The organism is Sphingobium sp. CFD-1, from assembly GCF_024611115.1.
In the GTDB taxonomy this organism is placed as follows: Bacteria; Pseudomonadota; Alphaproteobacteria; order Sphingomonadales; family Sphingomonadaceae; genus Sphingobium; species Sphingobium baderi_A.
In genome coordinates this window covers 3118828-3133939 of sequence record NZ_CP084398.1, presented here as the reverse complement: position 1 = coordinate 3133939, position 15112 = coordinate 3118828, and the positions used below count along the sequence as shown (strand labels likewise).

The 15112-nt window shown below is 63.9% G+C and carries 17 protein-coding genes; 9 read left to right on the top strand and 8 right to left on the bottom strand.

Annotated elements, in window-relative coordinates:
* Positions 1 to 11: 11 nt before the first annotated feature.
* The 3 genes from LDB26_RS21565 to LDB26_RS15755 all read left to right on the top strand — a co-directional run bounded on the left by LDB26_RS21565 (position 12) and on the right by LDB26_RS15755 (position 1699).
* On the top strand, positions 12 to 167 hold the full coding sequence (locus LDB26_RS21565) for a hypothetical protein (RefSeq protein WP_306812039.1): 156 nt from the start codon (positions 12 to 14) through the stop codon (positions 165 to 167).
* A gap of 133 nt (positions 168 to 300) precedes the next feature.
* Positions 301 to 576: a hypothetical protein gene (locus tag LDB26_RS21560; RefSeq protein WP_306812038.1), complete on the top strand. Its 276-nt coding sequence runs from the start codon at positions 301 to 303 to the stop codon at positions 574 to 576.
* Between the two features lie 85 nt (positions 577 to 661).
* On the top strand, positions 662 to 1699 hold the full coding sequence (locus LDB26_RS15755) for an acyltransferase (protein WP_062061140.1): 1038 nt from the start codon (positions 662 to 664) through the stop codon (positions 1697 to 1699).
* Positions 1700 to 1753: 54 nt separating this feature from the next.
* On the opposite strand, the gene LDB26_RS15750 is transcribed toward LDB26_RS15755, so the two are convergent.
* A complete protein-coding gene (locus LDB26_RS15750; protein ID WP_062068264.1) occupies positions 1754 to 2524 on the bottom strand; it encodes a CsgG/HfaB family protein in 771 nt (256 codons plus the stop codon).
* Positions 2525 to 2703: 179 nt separating this feature from the next.
* Here LDB26_RS15750 and lepA point away from each other — a divergent pair, with 179 nt between their 5' ends.
* A complete protein-coding gene (lepA, locus tag LDB26_RS15745; RefSeq protein WP_257539129.1) occupies positions 2704 to 4509 on the top strand; it encodes a translation elongation factor 4 in 1806 nt (601 codons plus the stop codon).
* 9 nt (positions 4510 to 4518) lie between these two features.
* Here lepA and LDB26_RS15740 read toward each other — a convergent pair whose 3' ends face one another.
* Positions 4519 to 5085 carry a nuclease gene (locus LDB26_RS15740; protein WP_257539127.1) on the bottom strand — a complete coding sequence of 189 codons (567 nt, stop codon included), beginning with the start codon at positions 5083 to 5085 and terminating at the stop codon, positions 4519 to 4521.
* A gap of 125 nt (positions 5086 to 5210) precedes the next feature.
* On the opposite strand from LDB26_RS15740, the gene LDB26_RS15735 reads away from it, so the two are divergent.
* Positions 5211 to 5597 carry a PH domain-containing protein gene (locus tag LDB26_RS15735; RefSeq protein WP_062061135.1) on the top strand — a complete coding sequence of 129 codons (387 nt, stop codon included), beginning with the start codon at positions 5211 to 5213 and terminating at the stop codon, positions 5595 to 5597.
* A gap of 161 nt (positions 5598 to 5758) precedes the next feature.
* Positions 5759 to 6442: a hypothetical protein gene (locus LDB26_RS15730; RefSeq protein WP_062068260.1), complete on the top strand. Its 684-nt coding sequence runs from the start codon at positions 5759 to 5761 to the stop codon at positions 6440 to 6442.
* 51 nt (positions 6443 to 6493) lie between these two features.
* On the opposite strand, the gene LDB26_RS15725 is transcribed toward LDB26_RS15730, so the two are convergent.
* Together LDB26_RS15725 and rnd are read right to left on the bottom strand one after the other, a co-directional pair.
* Positions 6494 to 6790 carry an I78 family peptidase inhibitor gene (locus tag LDB26_RS15725; RefSeq protein ID WP_257539125.1) on the bottom strand — a complete coding sequence of 99 codons (297 nt, stop codon included), beginning with the start codon at positions 6788 to 6790 and terminating at the stop codon, positions 6494 to 6496.
* Between the two features lies 1 nt (position 6791).
* Positions 6792 to 7967: a ribonuclease D gene (rnd, locus tag LDB26_RS15720; RefSeq protein ID WP_062061131.1), complete on the bottom strand. Its 1176-nt coding sequence runs from the start codon at positions 7965 to 7967 to the stop codon at positions 6792 to 6794.
* Between the two features lie 128 nt (positions 7968 to 8095).
* Between rnd and aspS the strand changes: the two genes are divergently transcribed.
* The 3 genes from aspS to LDB26_RS15705 all read left to right on the top strand — a co-directional run bounded on the left by aspS (position 8096) and on the right by LDB26_RS15705 (position 12155).
* Positions 8096 to 9880, top strand: a complete 1785-nt coding sequence (gene aspS / locus LDB26_RS15715) for an aspartate--tRNA ligase (protein ID WP_062061127.1) — start codon at positions 8096 to 8098, stop codon at positions 9878 to 9880.
* 93 nt (positions 9881 to 9973) lie between these two features.
* On the top strand, positions 9974 to 10768 hold the full coding sequence (locus tag LDB26_RS15710) for a polyphosphate kinase 2 family protein (protein WP_062061124.1): 795 nt from the start codon (positions 9974 to 9976) through the stop codon (positions 10766 to 10768).
* 73 nt (positions 10769 to 10841) lie between these two features.
* Positions 10842 to 12155 (top strand): methyl-accepting chemotaxis protein, encoded by a 1314-nt coding sequence (locus tag LDB26_RS15705; protein WP_257539123.1) that lies wholly within the window; start codon positions 10842 to 10844, stop codon positions 12153 to 12155.
* Positions 12156 to 12166: 11 nt separating this feature from the next.
* On the opposite strand, the gene LDB26_RS15700 is transcribed toward LDB26_RS15705, so the two are convergent.
* The 4 genes from LDB26_RS15700 to greB all read right to left on the bottom strand — a co-directional run bounded on the left by LDB26_RS15700 (position 12167) and on the right by greB (position 15101).
* Complete coding sequence (locus tag LDB26_RS15700) at positions 12167 to 12724, bottom strand: OmpA family protein (protein WP_269465288.1); 558 nt, start codon at positions 12722 to 12724, stop codon at positions 12167 to 12169.
* A complete protein-coding gene (locus LDB26_RS15695) occupies positions 12717 to 13937 on the bottom strand; it encodes a diguanylate cyclase domain-containing protein (protein ID WP_062061119.1) in 1221 nt (406 codons plus the stop codon). The genes LDB26_RS15700 and LDB26_RS15695 overlap by 8 nt, the downstream gene beginning before the upstream one ends.
* 3 nt (positions 13938 to 13940) lie before the next feature.
* Positions 13941 to 14483, bottom strand: coding sequence for a YfiR family protein (locus LDB26_RS15690; RefSeq protein ID WP_231746353.1), 543 nt, complete (start codon positions 14481 to 14483; stop codon positions 13941 to 13943).
* Positions 14484 to 14618: 135 nt separating this feature from the next.
* Positions 14619 to 15101 carry a transcription elongation factor GreB gene (gene greB, locus LDB26_RS15685; RefSeq protein WP_062061115.1) on the bottom strand — a complete coding sequence of 161 codons (483 nt, stop codon included), beginning with the start codon at positions 15099 to 15101 and terminating at the stop codon, positions 14619 to 14621.
* Positions 15102 to 15112: the final 11 nt, after the last annotated feature.

The window sequence follows — 15112 nt, the reverse complement described above, 5'->3', positions numbered from 1 at the left end:
GGAGGGGTTCCATGCCCAAATGGCTCACGCTCTTGCTGGCGGGTTGTTCCTTTGCCGCCGGGCCCGCGCGATCCGAAGTGGCTGCTGCCAGCGACATTGGCTTTACCACGCGCAGCAGTGTGGACATCGCCGCGGATGCGGACAGCGCCTATGCGGTTTTGTTATAGCCCGCCCGCCGGTGGAGCAGCGAGCACTGTTATAGCGGCGATGCCGCGCACATGCAGCTTGGACCTCGCGCGGACGGCTGCTTCTGCGAAACGATGCCGGGCCGCGACGGCAGGCCCGCAGGCAGCGTCAAACATGCCCGCATCCTCTATATTGCGCCGGGGCGGCAATTGCGGCTTCCCGGCGCGCTGGGCCGCTCCAGTCCGAGGCGGTGACGGCTATTCTGGATTCACGATCGCGCCTGCGGAACGCGGCGTGCATGTCACGCTATCCTATCATGTCGGCGGTTATTGGCAGGGTGGACCTCGCACCATTGCACCCATGGTCGCCAAAGTGCTGGCCGAACAACTCGCAGCGTTCAAACAAGCGGCGGAACGGCCTGCGCCCGCAGGATCAGCCATCGTTCGTTGAAACTGGTTAATGGAAAAGAAGGTTAAGGCGCGCCGTTAACCTCGATATTAACGGATTCGTTGCTGTTATATTGCTATGGGCGGACATGGCTCGGCCTTCCTCCCCGCGCACTCGGCTTACGGAGCTGGACGCCCTGCGCGGGATCGGGGCGCTGTGCGTGCTCATTTTCCATTATTCCACGCGCTTTCAGGAATTGTTCCCGCAGGCGCAGCATGTGCCGTTCAGCTTCCCCGGCGGCAACTATCGTGTGCTGCTGTTTTTCTGCATTTCGGGGTTTGCGATCTTCTTCACGCTCGATCGGATACGCAATGTGCCCGATTTCGTGATCAATCGCGTGGCGCGGCTATATCCGGCCTATCTGGTGGCCATGATGTTGACGCTGTCGATCGAATATCTGGCGCAGGCGACGCAGCTTCTGATCGGGCCTGCCGCGATTCTCGCCAATTTCACGATGCTCCAGGGCTTCGCTTTCCTGCCGGAAGTGGACGGCGCCTACTGGACGCTGACGGTGGAGATTGCCTTCTACTTCTGCATGATCTCGATCTGGAAATGGATCGGCATCCGGCGGCTGGAGCCGGTGCTGGCCGCATGGCTGGTCCTGCGCTGGCTGTTCCATGTCTGGCCCGACATGCCCGAACGGATCATTATGCTGTTCGTATTGCGCTATACACCCTTCTTCGTGATCGGGATGCTGGCCTATCGCATATGGGCGGGGCAACGGACGTGGAAGCAGCAGACGCCCTATGCCGCCCTTGCCCTGTTGTCGGTGGCGACGATGGAGACATGGGACGTGACGCTGGTGGCGATCGTTCTCCTTCTTGCCTTCTCCGCACTGATCGTCGGGCGGCTGCGCTTCATCGCGCTGCGCCCGCTCGTCTGGATGGGGGGGATCAGCTATTCCTTCTACCTCATCCACCAGCATGTCGGCTTCGTCGTGATGCTCCGCATGGCGGATGCGGGTTATAGTCCGTGGATCGGGTTTGCCACGGCCTTTCTGGTGGCGCTGTTTCTAGGCACGGCGATCAATCGTCTGGTGGAAAGGCCTGCCGGGGAAGCGATTCTTCGCTGGTGGCGCCGCCGCTCTCGCGCCGCCATCCCCGAAGCCGCAGCCAGCCAGGCATAGAAAAAGGGCGCCGCCGGGTGTCCGGCCGCGCCCTTTCCATGCCATGCGCTGTGCTTACTGCGCCTGCGGAGCCGCTGCCGCCGCGTTCGCGGGCAGGCCGCCAAGCTGCGTTACCAGCTTGGTATAGGCGTCCAGATAGGCGAGCACGATCACCTGGCCGATTTCGGTGTTCTGGTAACCGCCACCGCCAGCCGCGGCGAGACCACCCATCCAGCCGACGCCGCCACCGCCGCCGAAGCTGAGGTCCGACTTGCGGAAATAGCCTTCTGTCATCGCCTCTTCCTCGGTCGTGCGGGCGTTCACGATCGACAGCGTGACATTGGCTTCTTTCTTCTTGATGGAAATGCCGCCAGCCAGCGCGCCCAGCGTCCGGCCGCCCAGGAAACCGCCGACCAGGCCGCCCAGCGCATTGCCGCCGCTGTTGCTGTTGGTGGTGACGATGTCGGGCTGCAGGAAATAGTCCGCCGCCTTCACCTGACCCTTGCCGAGGTTGGAACCTGCCTGCAATTCACCCGAATCCGCCATGGCGCGTTCCATGTTGCGGCTGGCCATCGAACGGCCGCGATTGACCAGGCCGAAACAGCCCGATTGCTGCACGAACAGCTTGATGATCGCTTCCGGGCTGCCCAGGCTCAGTTCACGCCACCACTGGTTGTCCGGCTCGACGATGGCCACCGTGCCCAGCCGCTTGGTGCAGCGGGGGATTTCCATCTGCTTCTTGGCCTGTGCCTGACGGGCCGACGAACCCTTGTCGGCGGCCATCGCGGGCGAAGCCGCCATCGCCAGACCGGCGGCGGCCGCCAGGAATTTCGTGAAACGCTGCATTGTCGAAAACCCCCAAAAAAGTTGCAGAATATCCCATGTGATGACGCGCAACCCGATCTTTACATGGCGTTCTATCACAACCATTTGCCGGTTCAAGCGGACGGCGCTGTCCCGATTGCGATTATGCCATGCCCAAGACTGGCTGACAGCCCATGAAATGGCTGCTATCGGCCCGCTCCATGACCGATCTTTCGCATATCCGCAACTTCTCGATCATCGCCCATATCGACCATGGCAAGTCGACGCTGGCCGATCGCCTGATTCAGCGCACCGGGGGGCTGACCGACCGGGAAATGTCGGCGCAGGTGCTCGACAATATGGATATCGAGAAGGAGCGCGGCATCACCATCAAGGCGCAGACCGTGCGCCTCGATTACACCGCGCGCAATGGCGAGAAATATGAGCTCAATCTCATGGACACGCCGGGTCATGTCGACTTCGCCTATGAAGTGAGCCGCTCGCTCGCCGCCTGCGAAGGGGCGCTGCTGGTGGTGGACGCCGCGCAGGGCGTGGAGGCGCAGACGCTCGCCAACGTCTATCAGTCGATCGAGCATGACCATGAAATCGTGCCTGTCATCAACAAGATCGACCTGCCCGCAGCCGAGCCGGAAAAGGTGAAGGCGGAGATCGAGGAAGTGATCGGCCTCGACGCGTCCGAAGCCGTCCTCGCCTCCGCCAAGTCCGGCATCGGCATCGACGACATCCTCGAAGCCGTGGTCGCGAAGATCCCCGCGCCCAAGGGCGACCGTGATGCGCCGTTGGAAGCGATGCTGGTCGATAGCTGGTATGATCCTTATCTGGGCGTCGTCATCCTCGTGCGCGTGATGAACGGGGTCATCAAAAAGGGGCAGCAGATCAAGTTCATGATCGGCGAAACCGAACATCTGATCGACCGTGTCGGCTGTTTCCGCCCCAAGATCGAACAGCTTGCGGAGCTGGGGCCGGGCGAAATCGGCTTCATCACCGCCCAGATCAAGGACATCAGCCAGACCCGCGTCGGCGACACCATCACCACGGTGAAGAACCCCGCGAAGGAACCGTTGCCGGGCTTCAAGGAAGTGCAGCCGGTGGTGTTCTGCGGCCTCTTCCCGGTCGATGCGAACGACTTCGAAAAGCTGCGCGATTCGATCAGCAAGCTGCGCCTCAACGATGCCAGCTTCTCCTTCGAGATGGAAACGTCCGCCGCACTGGGCTTCGGCTTCCGCTGCGGTTTTCTGGGCCTTCTGCACCTGGAGATCATTCAGGAGCGCCTGACCCGCGAATATGACCTCGACCTCATCACCACTGCGCCTTCGGTGGTCTATGACATCCATATGAACGACGGCACGACCCGGCATTTGCACAACCCCGCCGACATGCCGGACGCCAATCATATCGACTTTATCGAGGAGCCGTGGATCGAGGCGGTGATCTACTGCCCCGACGAATATCTGGGGTCGATCCTCAAGCTCTGTCAGGACCGGCGGGGCATCCAGAAGAACCTCACCTATGTCGGCGGCCGCGCGCAGGTGACCTATGAACTGCCGCTCAACGAAGTCGTATTCGACTTTTACGACCGCCTGAAGTCGATCAGCCGCGGCTATGCGAGCTTCGACTATCACCAGATCGGCACGCGGGAGGGCGATCTCGTCAAGATGGGCATCCTCGTCAACAACGAGCCGGTCGATGCGCTCAGCATGATCGTGCACCGGGGCACTGCCGAGTCGCGCGGGCGCGGCATGTGCGAACGGCTGAAGGATTTCATCCCCCGCCATCTGTTCAAGATCCCGATTCAGGCGGCGATCGGCGGCAAGGTGATCGCGCGCGAGACGATCGCGGCGATGCGTAAGGACGTGACCGCCAAATGCTATGGCGGCGACATCACCCGCAAGAAAAAGCTGTTGGAGAAGCAGAAGGAGGGCAAGAAGCGGATGCGCGAATATGGCTCCGTCCAGATTCCGCAGGAAGCCTTTATCGCCGCGCTCCGCATGGGCGACGAAAGCTAGAGACCGGCCCTACACATTGGCGTGCGCGCACCAGTTATAGGGTTGGGGCGCCCATGGCTGGGCTACGCCCTTGGCGATCATGATCTGTCCGATGGACACGCCGTCGCGCATCAGGATGCGCGCGGTCGGGTTGGAATCGGTGGGATCGGGCAGCGATTCGAACGCCCCGCCGTTAAGGATGCCGATAAAGGTGCGCGTCGCCTTGCCCGCCAGTTGCGCCTCCACGTCGCAGGCGGGAAACTCGCCGTCGGGCGTGCGGATATCGGACAGGTGGTAGGTCGTGTTGCCATAGGAAAACTCCCGCGGCGACACCACGCAGGCGGCCGCGCGCGCCGCGCCGCTGCAGGCATTGAATGTCGAGTTGATGACGATTCCGCCAAGGTTCCCGCCATGCTTCGATTCGGGCTGCGACCACAGCAATTGCGGTCCGATCGCGAGGATCGCGGCCGCGCCGCCCAGCAGCGCCAGAATCAGCGCCGTCAGTGGAAATCCGCTCTGCCGCTTTTCCTGGCCCGCTTCATGCAGGTTGAAGTGGCCAGCCTTGCGGTCGTCTATGTCGTACAAGCCGTATGCCATGATCCTTGCCTTTCACGCGGACAGTTTAGAATCAGGATGAAAAAATCCGGTTAACGCGCCGGTCGCGCCTGCTTGACGCCGGGGCGCCCCCCATGCGAAGTCGGCGCGGACCCGAGGAGCGAGCGATGAGCGAAACATGGCTGTATGACGAACATCCCGCGATGTTCCGGGCGCATCCCTTCCTCTTCCTGCTGCTGCTGATTTCGGTGGTTGGCATCCTCGCCATCGGCGTGTGGTGGGTGATGAACAAGGGCGAGCGACTGGCGCTCAGCGAACGTGAAGTGCTGATGGAACGCGGCCTGCTGGCCAAGCAACGTACCGAAATCGCGCTGTCCAGCATCCGCAGCGTGCGGATTACCCAAAGCTTCGGCCAGCGCCTCTTCGATGTTGGCAATGTCGAATTGTTCAGCGCGGGCGACGTAGCGGAAATCGCGATCAAGTCCATGCCGCGCCCCGGCCGCATCCGCGCCATCGCGGCCTCGCGCAATCTCGATCTGCTGCCCCAGCGTTAAGGGGCGCGCGCAAACCGCTTGACTTGCGGCTATTTATTACAACGATAAGGCATCAAGGGGCCACAAGAGTTCTCACAGGCAGGAGGACGCTGCGAAGGAACCGCCGCTCCGCATCAGGCGGACGGCGTTGCCAGGGAGCGTCGTGCATGGCCTTGCGTGTGATGCCTTCACTACCGGATCTGACGGCGGAGGAACGCGCCGTCGTCCGTCAGGCCTGCGGTTTCGCCTGCGTCCGCTGCGGCGTTACCATCTATCGCTATCTGGGATTACCGGAAGGGCGCGGCGCGACGCTGATGTGCCCGACCTGCCACGGCCTGGTGGAAGAAGGGCGGCTGACACCCGCGCAGGTCCAGAATTTCCACGCCAATCCGGTGGTGCGGCAGCGCCATTTCGCCCGCGACCGCCTGCCTTTTTCCAGCGATCTGCCGCATCTCGTCATCGGCGGGTCGCGCTTGCTCCGGGATACGCCCATTCCAATCACGGTGGAAGGGGAGCCGATCCTGATCTTCGCGCCGCCGCGCCGCAGCAATGGCGCCACCCGGATCAGCGTGCGGATGGGCGCGCCCGATGGCGCGCCGGTGCAGGTGGTGGACGGCAATGAATGGCTACCGACCGACGGCAGCTGGCACTTCATCCTGCGCGGCGACCGATACAGCATCATGGCGGCGCGTGGCGACGGCCTTGCGATCCTGCGTATCATCTCCCGCAATCGCATCGCGGTGGAGCATCTACGCACCACCATTCGCGGTCGCCGTCTGGAAGTGACGCCGGACTGGCTCGAAATCGACGGCCAACGCCATGTCGGCCGTGTATCCAGCAGCACGCTGATTGGGCTGGAATGCTGATTCGAGCACCCAGATGTCCAGACCGGACCGCGTCTACGTGCTCGCCCCGCTTCAGCCGCAGCGGGCCGAACCGATCACCATCTTCTCGTCATAGATCACGGTCAGCCGGTCGGGCCGGAAGTCCATCGTCATCGCCGTATTGGGCCCACCCCAACGCAGCGTTTTCGCGCCCGACGCCGCCAGCATCTGCGCGCCGAGGTCCGCCGTCGCGGTCTGACCCACGAAACCGGCGACGGGATCGTTACGGCACGGTCCTTCGGCCACGGGGGGCGGATTCGCCGGTCCTTCGCCGCCCGCGCCCGCACAGGCCGCCAACGGCAGCAGCATCGCCATCATCGCTAAACGCATCCTATCTCTCCTCTTCCGTGCGCGTCATCTTGAGCCGGCCATTATTCACCGCGAAGGCCAGCCGCCCTTCGACCAGATCGACCGCGTCCCGCCCGAACTGATCGTAACGCCAGCCTTCCAGGATCGACAGCCCGTCGCGCACGCCCGCCGCCAGCGCGTCGATATCGTCGGATCGTGCGATCAGGCGGGAGGCGACATTGATATCCCGCGACCGGATCTTGAGCAGCAGCTTGAGCAGATCGGCAACCAGCGCCCCGTCCTTGCCCAGTCCCGGACGGCGCGGCTCGCGATCGGGCATCTCGTCACGCGGCAGAGGTTGCGAAGCCGCCAGCGCCGCCATCAGCCGTCCGCCAATATCATTGCTCTTCCACGTCGCGGACAGCCCGCGCACCTTGCCCAGGTCCTCCTGGCTACGGGGCGGATGGCTGGCGATGTCGGCCAGCGTCTCGTCCTTGACGATGCGGCCGCGCGGCAGGTTCTTGTCCTGCGCCTCCAGTTCGCGCCATGCCGCCAGCGCCTTCAGCCGCCCCAGAACATCGGCCTTGCGGCTGGCGATGCGGACGCGCTGCCACGCTTCCTGCGGATCGTTGCGGTAGTTTTCAGGGTCGCACACCCGCTCCATCTCCTGATCCAGCCAGCCGCCGCGCCCGGTCTTGCGTAGTTCCTCCAGCATCATGGGGAAAATCTGGATCAGATAGGTGACGTCGCCAATGGCATAGTCGATCTGCCGCTTGTCCAGCGGCCGCCGCGCCCAGTCGGTGAAGCGCGCGCCCTTGTCGAGCTGCACCCCCAGCCATGCGTCGACCAGATTGCCATAACCGATCTGTTCGCCAAGGCCGAGCGCCATCGCCGCGATCTGCGTGTCGAACAGCGGATGGGGCGTCTTGCCGGTCAGGTTGTAGATGATCTCCAGATCCTGCCCGCCCGCGTGGAAGACCTTCAGCACATCCTCATTGTCGACCATCAGGTCGAGCAAGGGGGACAGGTCCAGTCCCGGCGCCTTCGGGTCGATGGCGGCGGCTTCATGCGGGTCGGCCACCTGCACCAGGCACAGGTCCGGCCAATAGCTGTTTTCCCGCATGAACTCGGTATCTATCGCGATATAGGGGGATTTGGCGATGCGGGCGCAAAATTCGGCGAGTGTCTTGCTGTCGGTAATCAGCGGATGGATTTGCATATGGTCTTCGATCTTATTATGGGCAGGCCCGCGCCCCGGCGGGCTGGTCGTTGTTCGACAATCCTGCTCTTAGCGGGGCCGCAACAATTTGTCATTTCCGTAAAACGCAGTGGGAAGAAACAGACGCCATGCACGCCTATCGCACTCATAAATGCGGCGAACTGACTGCCGCCAACGTCGGTGAGACGGTCCGCGTCTCCGGCTGGGTGCATCGCAAGCGCGATCATGGCGATCTCGTGTTCATCGACCTGCGCGACCATTATGGCATGGTGCAGATCGTCACCGAGGTGGACGGCCCCGTCTTTCAGGTAATCGAGAGCTTGCGCGCCGAAAGCGTCGTGACGGTGACGGGCCGCGTCGTCGCCCGCGCCGCCGAAGCGGTGAATCCGAACCTGCCGACCGGCGCGATCGAAATCCGCGCCGACGATGCCCTGGTCCTCTCCGCCGCCGCCGACCTGCCGCTTCCGGTTGCGGGCGAGCAGGAATATCCCGAAGATATTCGCCTGCGCTACCGCTTCCTCGACCTGAGGCGTGAGACGCTGCATGCGAACATCGTCAAGCGCACGAAGATCATCTCCGACATGCGCCGCCGCATGGAGGATGCGGGTTTCACCGAATATTCGACGCCGATCCTGACCGCGTCCAGCCCCGAAGGCGCGCGCGATTTCCTCGTCCCCAGCCGCATCCATGCAGGCAAATTCTATGCCCTGCCGCAGGCGCCGCAGCAATATAAGCAGCTTTTGATGGTCGCGGGCTTCGACCGTTATTTCCAGATCGCGCCCTGCTTCCGCGACGAAGACCCGCGCGCTGACCGTCTGCCGGGCGAATTCTACCAGCTCGACCTGGAAATGAGCTTCGTCACGCAGGAAGATGTGTGGAACACCATGGAGCCGGTGATCGCGCAAGTGTTTGAGCGTTTCGCCGATGGCAAGCCCGTGACCCCGGCGGGCAGCTTCCCGCGCATCCCCCATGCCGAAGCCATGCTGAAATATGGCAGCGACAAGCCGGACCTGCGTAATCCCATCCTCATCACCGACGTCACCGAGCATTTCCACGGTTCGGGTTTCGGCATCTTCGCCAGCCTCGTGGAAAGCGGCAGCGTGATCCGCGCGATCCCGGCCCCCGGCGCGGGCGCGGGTAGCCGCAAATTCTTCGACGACATGAACAACTGGGCGCGGGGCGAGGGCTATTCGGGCCTTGGCTATATCAACATCAAGGACGGCGTCCCCGGCGGCCCCATCGCCAAGAATCATGGCGAGGAAGCGACTGCGAAGCTCATCGCCGCGCTGGGCCTTGGCCCCAATGACGGCGTGTTCTTCGCGGCGGGCAAGGAATCGCAGGCGGCGAAGCTCGCGGGTCTTGCGCGCATCCGCGTGGGGGAACAGCTCGACCTCATCGACAAGGATCGCTTTGAGCTGTGCTGGATCGTCGACTTCCCCTTCTACGAATATGACGAGGACGAGAAGAAGATCGACTTCGCCCACAACCCCTTCTCCATGCCGCAAGGCGGGCTGGATGCGCTGAACGGGCAGGATCCGCTCACCATCAACGCCTATCAATATGACATGGTCTGCAACGGGTTCGAGATCGCGTCCGGTTCGATCCGCAACCAGTCGCCCGAAGCGATGGTGAAGGCGTTCGAACTGGTCGGCCTGTCCCAGCAGGATGTGGAGGATCGCTTCGGCGGCCTCTACCGCGCCTTCCAATATGGCGCGCCGCCCCATGGCGGCATGGCGGCGGGCGTGGATCGCATCGTGATGCTGCTCTGCGGCGCGCAGAACCTGCGGGAGATCACGCTGTTCCCGATGAACCAGCGCGCCGAAGACCTGCTCATGAGTGCGCCCAGCCCGGCGGAACTCAAGCAGCTTCGCGAACTTCACATCCGCGTCGTGGAGCCGCAGGCCAAGGCCTGACCAGACGCCTTCCGCGCAGGCTTGTCGAAGCCCTGTTCTTCTCTACAAGAAGGACAGGGCTTTGTTTTTGCAGGCTCGAAGGGAGGATGACGCATGGCCATCGACCTCAAGGACTATGAGAATAGTCCGAAGTTCACCGGCGATTATGACGCGGCGCTGGCCGACCTTCAGCATCGCCTCGCGAAGATTCAGGTCGCCCATGTCATCCACGACCGACGCAGCGTCATCCTGCTGGAAGGATGGGATGCGGCGGGCAAGGGCGGCATCATCAAGCGCATGGCCGCTGATTGGGATCCCCGCTATTATCAGGTCCACCCGATCGCTGCGCCCAATGAAGAGGAGCGCGATCATCATTTCCTCTGGCGTTTCTGGACGCGCCTGCCCGCCGGACGCAACATCGCGATTTTCGACCGAAGCTGGTATGGCCGGGTGCTGGTGGAGCGGGTGGAAGGCTTCTGTTCGAAAAAGGAGTGGAAGCGCGCTTATGACGACATCAACGCCTTCGAACGGCAGCAGACCGACGCCGGCAGCCACATCCTGAAACTGTTCGTCCACATCACCCAGGAAACGCAGGACAAGCAGCTCGCCGAACGGCTCGACACGCCATGGAAACGGTGGAAAACCGGCGCGGACGATTATCGTAACCGCGCCCGCCGCGCCGATTATCTTGACGCCATGCACGACATGTTCGCTAGGACCGACACGAAACATGCGCCTTGGCAAGTCATCGACAATAACCACCGCAAGACCGGCCGCATCGCTGCGCTCACCTATATCGCGGAGACGCTGGAAAAGCTGGTGCCGATGGATTTCCCGGAAGCCGACCCCGCCGTGGTCAAGCTTGCGCGCGAGGCTTTCGGCTATAAACCGTCGAATAAAATAACATGAAAACAGTATCTTGTAACAAAACTGTCATCAAATCCTAACGCCTCATTTACCACTGCGCCGCTAAAAGGCGCGCATGTTCGCGCCCTCACTTTCCGATGCCCTGCCGGCGCACGCGCCCTCATCGCTTCCTGTCGAGCATGGCGTGGCGATCCGGCTTGGCCGCCCGCTCAGCGAAGCGGTTGATCGCTTTCAGGACAATCCCGCGCTTCGCCTGCTTCCCGTGCTGGATGGGCAGGATCGTCCGGCGGGCGCCATTTATGAGCGGGACATGCGCCGCATCCTGTTCAATCCTTTCGGCCATGCGTTGCTTCGCAATCCCAGTTTCGGTGGGCGGCTGGACGATCATGTCCAGCCCTGCGCCTGCATCGACCGCGCCGCCAGCGTGGAGGCGCTGGTCGATCTCTATGCCGCGCAGGGACAAGGGTGCGAAGGGCTGATCCTGACGGAAGGCGGGCGCTATGCCGGGACGCTCGGCGGTCCGCTGCTGCTGCGTCTCGCGGCGGAGCGGGATGCGCGGCTTGCCCTGGCGCGGGTGGAACGGCTGGAGCGGGTGACACGCGAAAGCGCCACGTTCCGCGCCGATATCGAACAGTTGATCGCCGATATGGTCGGCATGGCGGACAAGCTTTCCGCGCTCGCGACCGAAGCGGCGGAGCGGGCCGCCCATAATGGGCAGTCTTCCGCCGGCATGGCCGTCGCGGCGGCGCAGACCGCCGACAATCTTGCGGGCATCGCCGCTTCCGGCAGGGATCTGGCCCAGCTTTTCCAGTCCATGGAGGATGAAGTGCGCCGGGCGGGCGCCGCCATCCGCATGGCGGTGGAGCAAGCGCGTCTTGGTTCGGCCCAGAGCCGGATGCTCAGCGCGCAGGCGGACGGCATTGGCGAAGTCACCGCCCTGATCGACAGCATCGCGCGGGCCATCGGCATGTTGGCGCTGAACGCGTCGATAGAAGCCGCGCGGGCGGGGGAGGCGGGGCACGGCTTTGCCGTCGTCGCGCGCGAAGTGAAACTGCTGGCCGGGCAAACCCGCGACGCGGCGGCGGAGATTGCCGGGCGGATCGGCGCAATCCGCGGGACCGCCGCGCAAGTGGCGGAAGGTCACGCTCATATGGACGCGGCGATCGCGACGGCGGACCGCATTTCCGCCTCCGTCTTTCAGGCCGTCGCCCGCCACGGAGCGTTCAGCCGCGACATGGCCGCCAGCGTCGAGGAAGCAGGCGGCTCCAGCGATCATATCCGTCAGAGCGCCCGCCACATCAGCGACAATGCAGCAGCAGCGGTTGATGGCGCCGACACCATGCGCCGCACCGCCCATCAACTGGCGGACGAGGCCCACCGCCTCGACGCCCGCGCCAACGCCTTCCTTACCGCCATCCGCGCGGCGTAAGGGGCAAGGCGTTACGGCAGGCTGGCATTTGCGGGAGGAACAGGGTCACTCGCATCGGCGGGGGACACGATGATCACGACGCGGCGATTTTCCCGGCGGCCGCTAGCCAGATGATTGCTCTCCACGGGGACGCGTGCGCCCATGCCGACGACGCGCATGGCCTGCCGCGCCATGCCGCCGACCACCAGCGCGTCAGCGACGGCCTGCGCGCGCCGTGCCGACAGCGCCTCGTTATAGCTGGCCGATCCGGTCGAATCGGTATGTCCCTCCACTCTCGCGCCGTGAATGTCGACCGCGACCAACACTCGGGAAATGCGGCTTATGGCCGCTTGCTGTTCCGGGATCAGCGTGCTTTCGTCGGTCCCGAACAACAGGCGGTCGGCCATGCCGAATTGCCAGTCGTCACCGGCCGGTTCGAACCCCTGCTGCTGGAGCGTGGCGACCTGCTGCGGCGTGAAGCCGGCCTGCTGCGGTTGCGGCTGAACGGTCTGGCAGGCCGCCAGCGCAAACAGCGGCAGCAGGAGGGAGAGGGGATGGCGCATCATGCTTGTCTCGCGTCTGTCAGTCATGGGTTCCGGTCCGGCTGGCCTTGGCTGCATACATCGCCGCATCGGCGTGCCGCAGCAGATCGCGGGCGTCGGCGCTGTCGTCGGGATAGAGGGCGCTGCCGACGCTCAGCGATACGACGATGCTCTCGCCGCTGGGCAGCATGATCGGCTGCTCCATGCCCGCAAGCAGGCGGTGGGTAAGGATGGCCACATCCTCCCGCTTGATGTCCGGCGCCAGGATCAGCGCGAATTCGTCGCCGCCCAGCCGGAAAGCCTGATCGCCCGGCCGCAACACGGCGCGCAGCCGCGCGGCGATCACGATCAGCATCGCGTCGCCCGCATCGTGGCCGTGCCGGTCGTTGACCTGCTTGAAGCGGTTCACGTCGATATAGACGGCGGCAAAGGCGCCGCCATCGGCATCGGCCCGCGCCATGATGCCGGGCAGGACCTGCTCGAACATCACGCGGTTGCCCAGGCCCGTCAGCGCGTCGCGGGTAGCCTGCTTCTCCAGCATCCGGTTTTCGGACAGCAGGCCCGCATGCCAGTCATCCAGCTCATCCAGCAATGCGTTGAAGTCGCGGCCTAGTCGATCGATCTCCAATATGTCGGATGGGGGCACGCGCCGGTCGAACTGGCGGTCGGCGCGCACGGCATGGGCGACCTCCGCGATGCGCGCCAGCGGTGCAGTGACATCCTGCTGCAACCGCCGCGCCAGCATCTGCGTGGCTAAGACGGTCAGGATGAGGCAGGTGAGCCCCGCCAGCAGCGCCGCAAGAATATAGCGGCCCAGCCCTCCGGCGTCGCCGGACACGCGGACATGGGCGATGACATCCTGGCCCCGCCGGATGGTGGCCAGCGCGGGCGATGGCGCGAGCAGGCCGCCGCCCCTCGCGATCGCTGCCATCATGCCGCCATCGGGTCGTCGCCAGTCCACCAGCAGGCGGCCCCGGACGTCGCGGACTTCGACGGCGCGCACGCTTTCCGATGCGGCGACCGTAGCGATTCCGTCGCGCGCGGCCTGCATGTCATCAAAGACGAGCGCCGGTTCGACCGTATAGGCGACCGTCTGCGCGATCAGGGACAGGTTGCGCTCGGCATAGCCGCGAATGACCACGACCCCGGTGATGAGCAATGTCGCGCCAGCCATCAGCACGGCAAAGAGGATCAGGCGCATATGCACGCGCGCGAGCACTGTGCGAAGCGTCGGCATGGCGGGATCAGACGGAGCGGTCATGGCTCAATATCTCCCTTTCGACATGCGTAGCACGCGCGGGTCGATCCGCACCGCGGAACGCGAAACCGCATCGATGTTGAGCCGGAAGGAAAGGGTTTGCGGCGCGAAGATCAGGCAGAACATCGCACCGCTCCGGCAATCGGGATCGTCCTCAGCGATGGTCACGACGGGCTTGCCGCGCATGTCGCCGATCAGGCGGCCCAGCGGAACGGGAGCGAGTTGCCCGATATAGAGCGCGTCGCAGAGATTTCGCGCCGGATCGGCCGGACCGGACAGGGTGGACAGGTCGATTTTCGCTTCATTGGGCAGGTGGACCTCGTTCAGCCGGCCGGCATGGCGGGGGGCGCCTGCGACGCACAATCGGATGACGGGGTGTTCGGTCGGCCAGCGCGTATATTCCAATATGGCGCTGACCACGCGCGCCGCGCCCGAAGTCATGGAGTCCGTTCCACTGCCGACCGGCATCGCCACGGGCTGGAATGCCGAAACCGCCGAGACGGCGGCTGACGGCATCAGCAACAGGCAGAAGAACGACAGATGACGCAAAGCTGTTTACCCTCGGCTGTCCGCGGGCGTCCTCATAGTTGCCCTGCATGAAAAATACAGCATAAATGCTTGATACAGGATAAGTCAGGAAACGCGGCTATCTGCCCGGGCAGGCGATCGCAGGCGTCGCGCCTCCTATTCGGGATAGGCAATCGCCATCACCTCATATTCCTTCTCACCGGCGGGCAGCATCACCCGGCGCAGGTCGCCCACCGCCGCCCCGCGCAGCGCCCGCGCGATAGGCGTGCCCCAGCCGATTCGTCCCGCGCTCGCATCCGCTTCGTCATTGCCGACGATGGTGACGGTGCGGCGCTTGTCATCCTCGTCCGCGATGGTGACGGTCGCGCCGAAATAGACGCGGCCCTTGTCCGGTTGCGTCTTGGGGTCGACGACCTTGGCATCCTTCATCTTCCGCGACAGGCGGCGAAGCTGCCCGTCGATTTCCCGCATCCGCTTGCGGCCATAAAGATAGTCGCCATTTTCGCTGCGGTCGCCATTGCCCGCGGCCCAGCTGACCACTTCCACCACCTGCGGCCGCTCGACGCCCAGCAAATGGTCATATTCCGCCCGCAGCTTGGCAAAGCCTTCGGGCGAGATGTAGTTGGGATGCGCGGTCATGCCCGCCTCTT

Coding starts and splice junctions, on each gene's coding strand:
- LDB26_RS21565 (WP_306812039.1), top strand. CDS start 12: ATGCCCAAATGGCTCACGCTCTTGCTGGCGGGTTGTTCCTTTGCCGCC.
- LDB26_RS21560 (WP_306812038.1), top strand. CDS start 301: ATGCCCGCATCCTCTATATTGCGCCGGGGCGGCAATTGCGGCTTCCCG.
- LDB26_RS15755 (WP_062061140.1), top strand. CDS start 662: ATGGCTCGGCCTTCCTCCCCGCGCACTCGGCTTACGGAGCTGGACGCC.
- LDB26_RS15750 (WP_062068264.1), bottom strand. CDS start 2,524: ATGCAGCGTTTCACGAAATTCCTGGCGGCCGCCGCCGGTCTGGCGATG.
- lepA (WP_257539129.1), top strand. CDS start 2,704: ATGACCGATCTTTCGCATATCCGCAACTTCTCGATCATCGCCCATATC.
- LDB26_RS15740 (WP_257539127.1), bottom strand. CDS start 5,085: ATGGCATACGGCTTGTACGACATAGACGACCGCAAGGCTGGCCACTTC.
- LDB26_RS15735 (WP_062061135.1), top strand. CDS start 5,211: ATGAGCGAAACATGGCTGTATGACGAACATCCCGCGATGTTCCGGGCG.
- LDB26_RS15730 (WP_062068260.1), top strand. CDS start 5,759: ATGCCTTCACTACCGGATCTGACGGCGGAGGAACGCGCCGTCGTCCGT.
- LDB26_RS15725 (WP_257539125.1), bottom strand. CDS start 6,790: ATGCGTTTAGCGATGATGGCGATGCTGCTGCCGTTGGCGGCCTGTGCG.
- rnd (WP_062061131.1), bottom strand. CDS start 7,967: ATGCAAATCCATCCGCTGATTACCGACAGCAAGACACTCGCCGAATTT.
- aspS (WP_062061127.1), top strand. CDS start 8,096: ATGCACGCCTATCGCACTCATAAATGCGGCGAACTGACTGCCGCCAAC.
- LDB26_RS15710 (WP_062061124.1), top strand. CDS start 9,974: ATGGCCATCGACCTCAAGGACTATGAGAATAGTCCGAAGTTCACCGGC.
- LDB26_RS15705 (WP_257539123.1), top strand. CDS start 10,842: ATGTTCGCGCCCTCACTTTCCGATGCCCTGCCGGCGCACGCGCCCTCA.
- LDB26_RS15700 (WP_269465288.1), bottom strand. CDS start 12,724: ATGACTGACAGACGCGAGACAAGCATGATGCGCCATCCCCTCTCCCTC.
- LDB26_RS15695 (WP_062061119.1), bottom strand. CDS start 13,937: ATGACCGCTCCGTCTGATCCCGCCATGCCGACGCTTCGCACAGTGCTC.
- greB (WP_062061115.1), bottom strand. CDS start 15,101: ATGACCGCGCATCCCAACTACATCTCGCCCGAAGGCTTTGCCAAGCTG.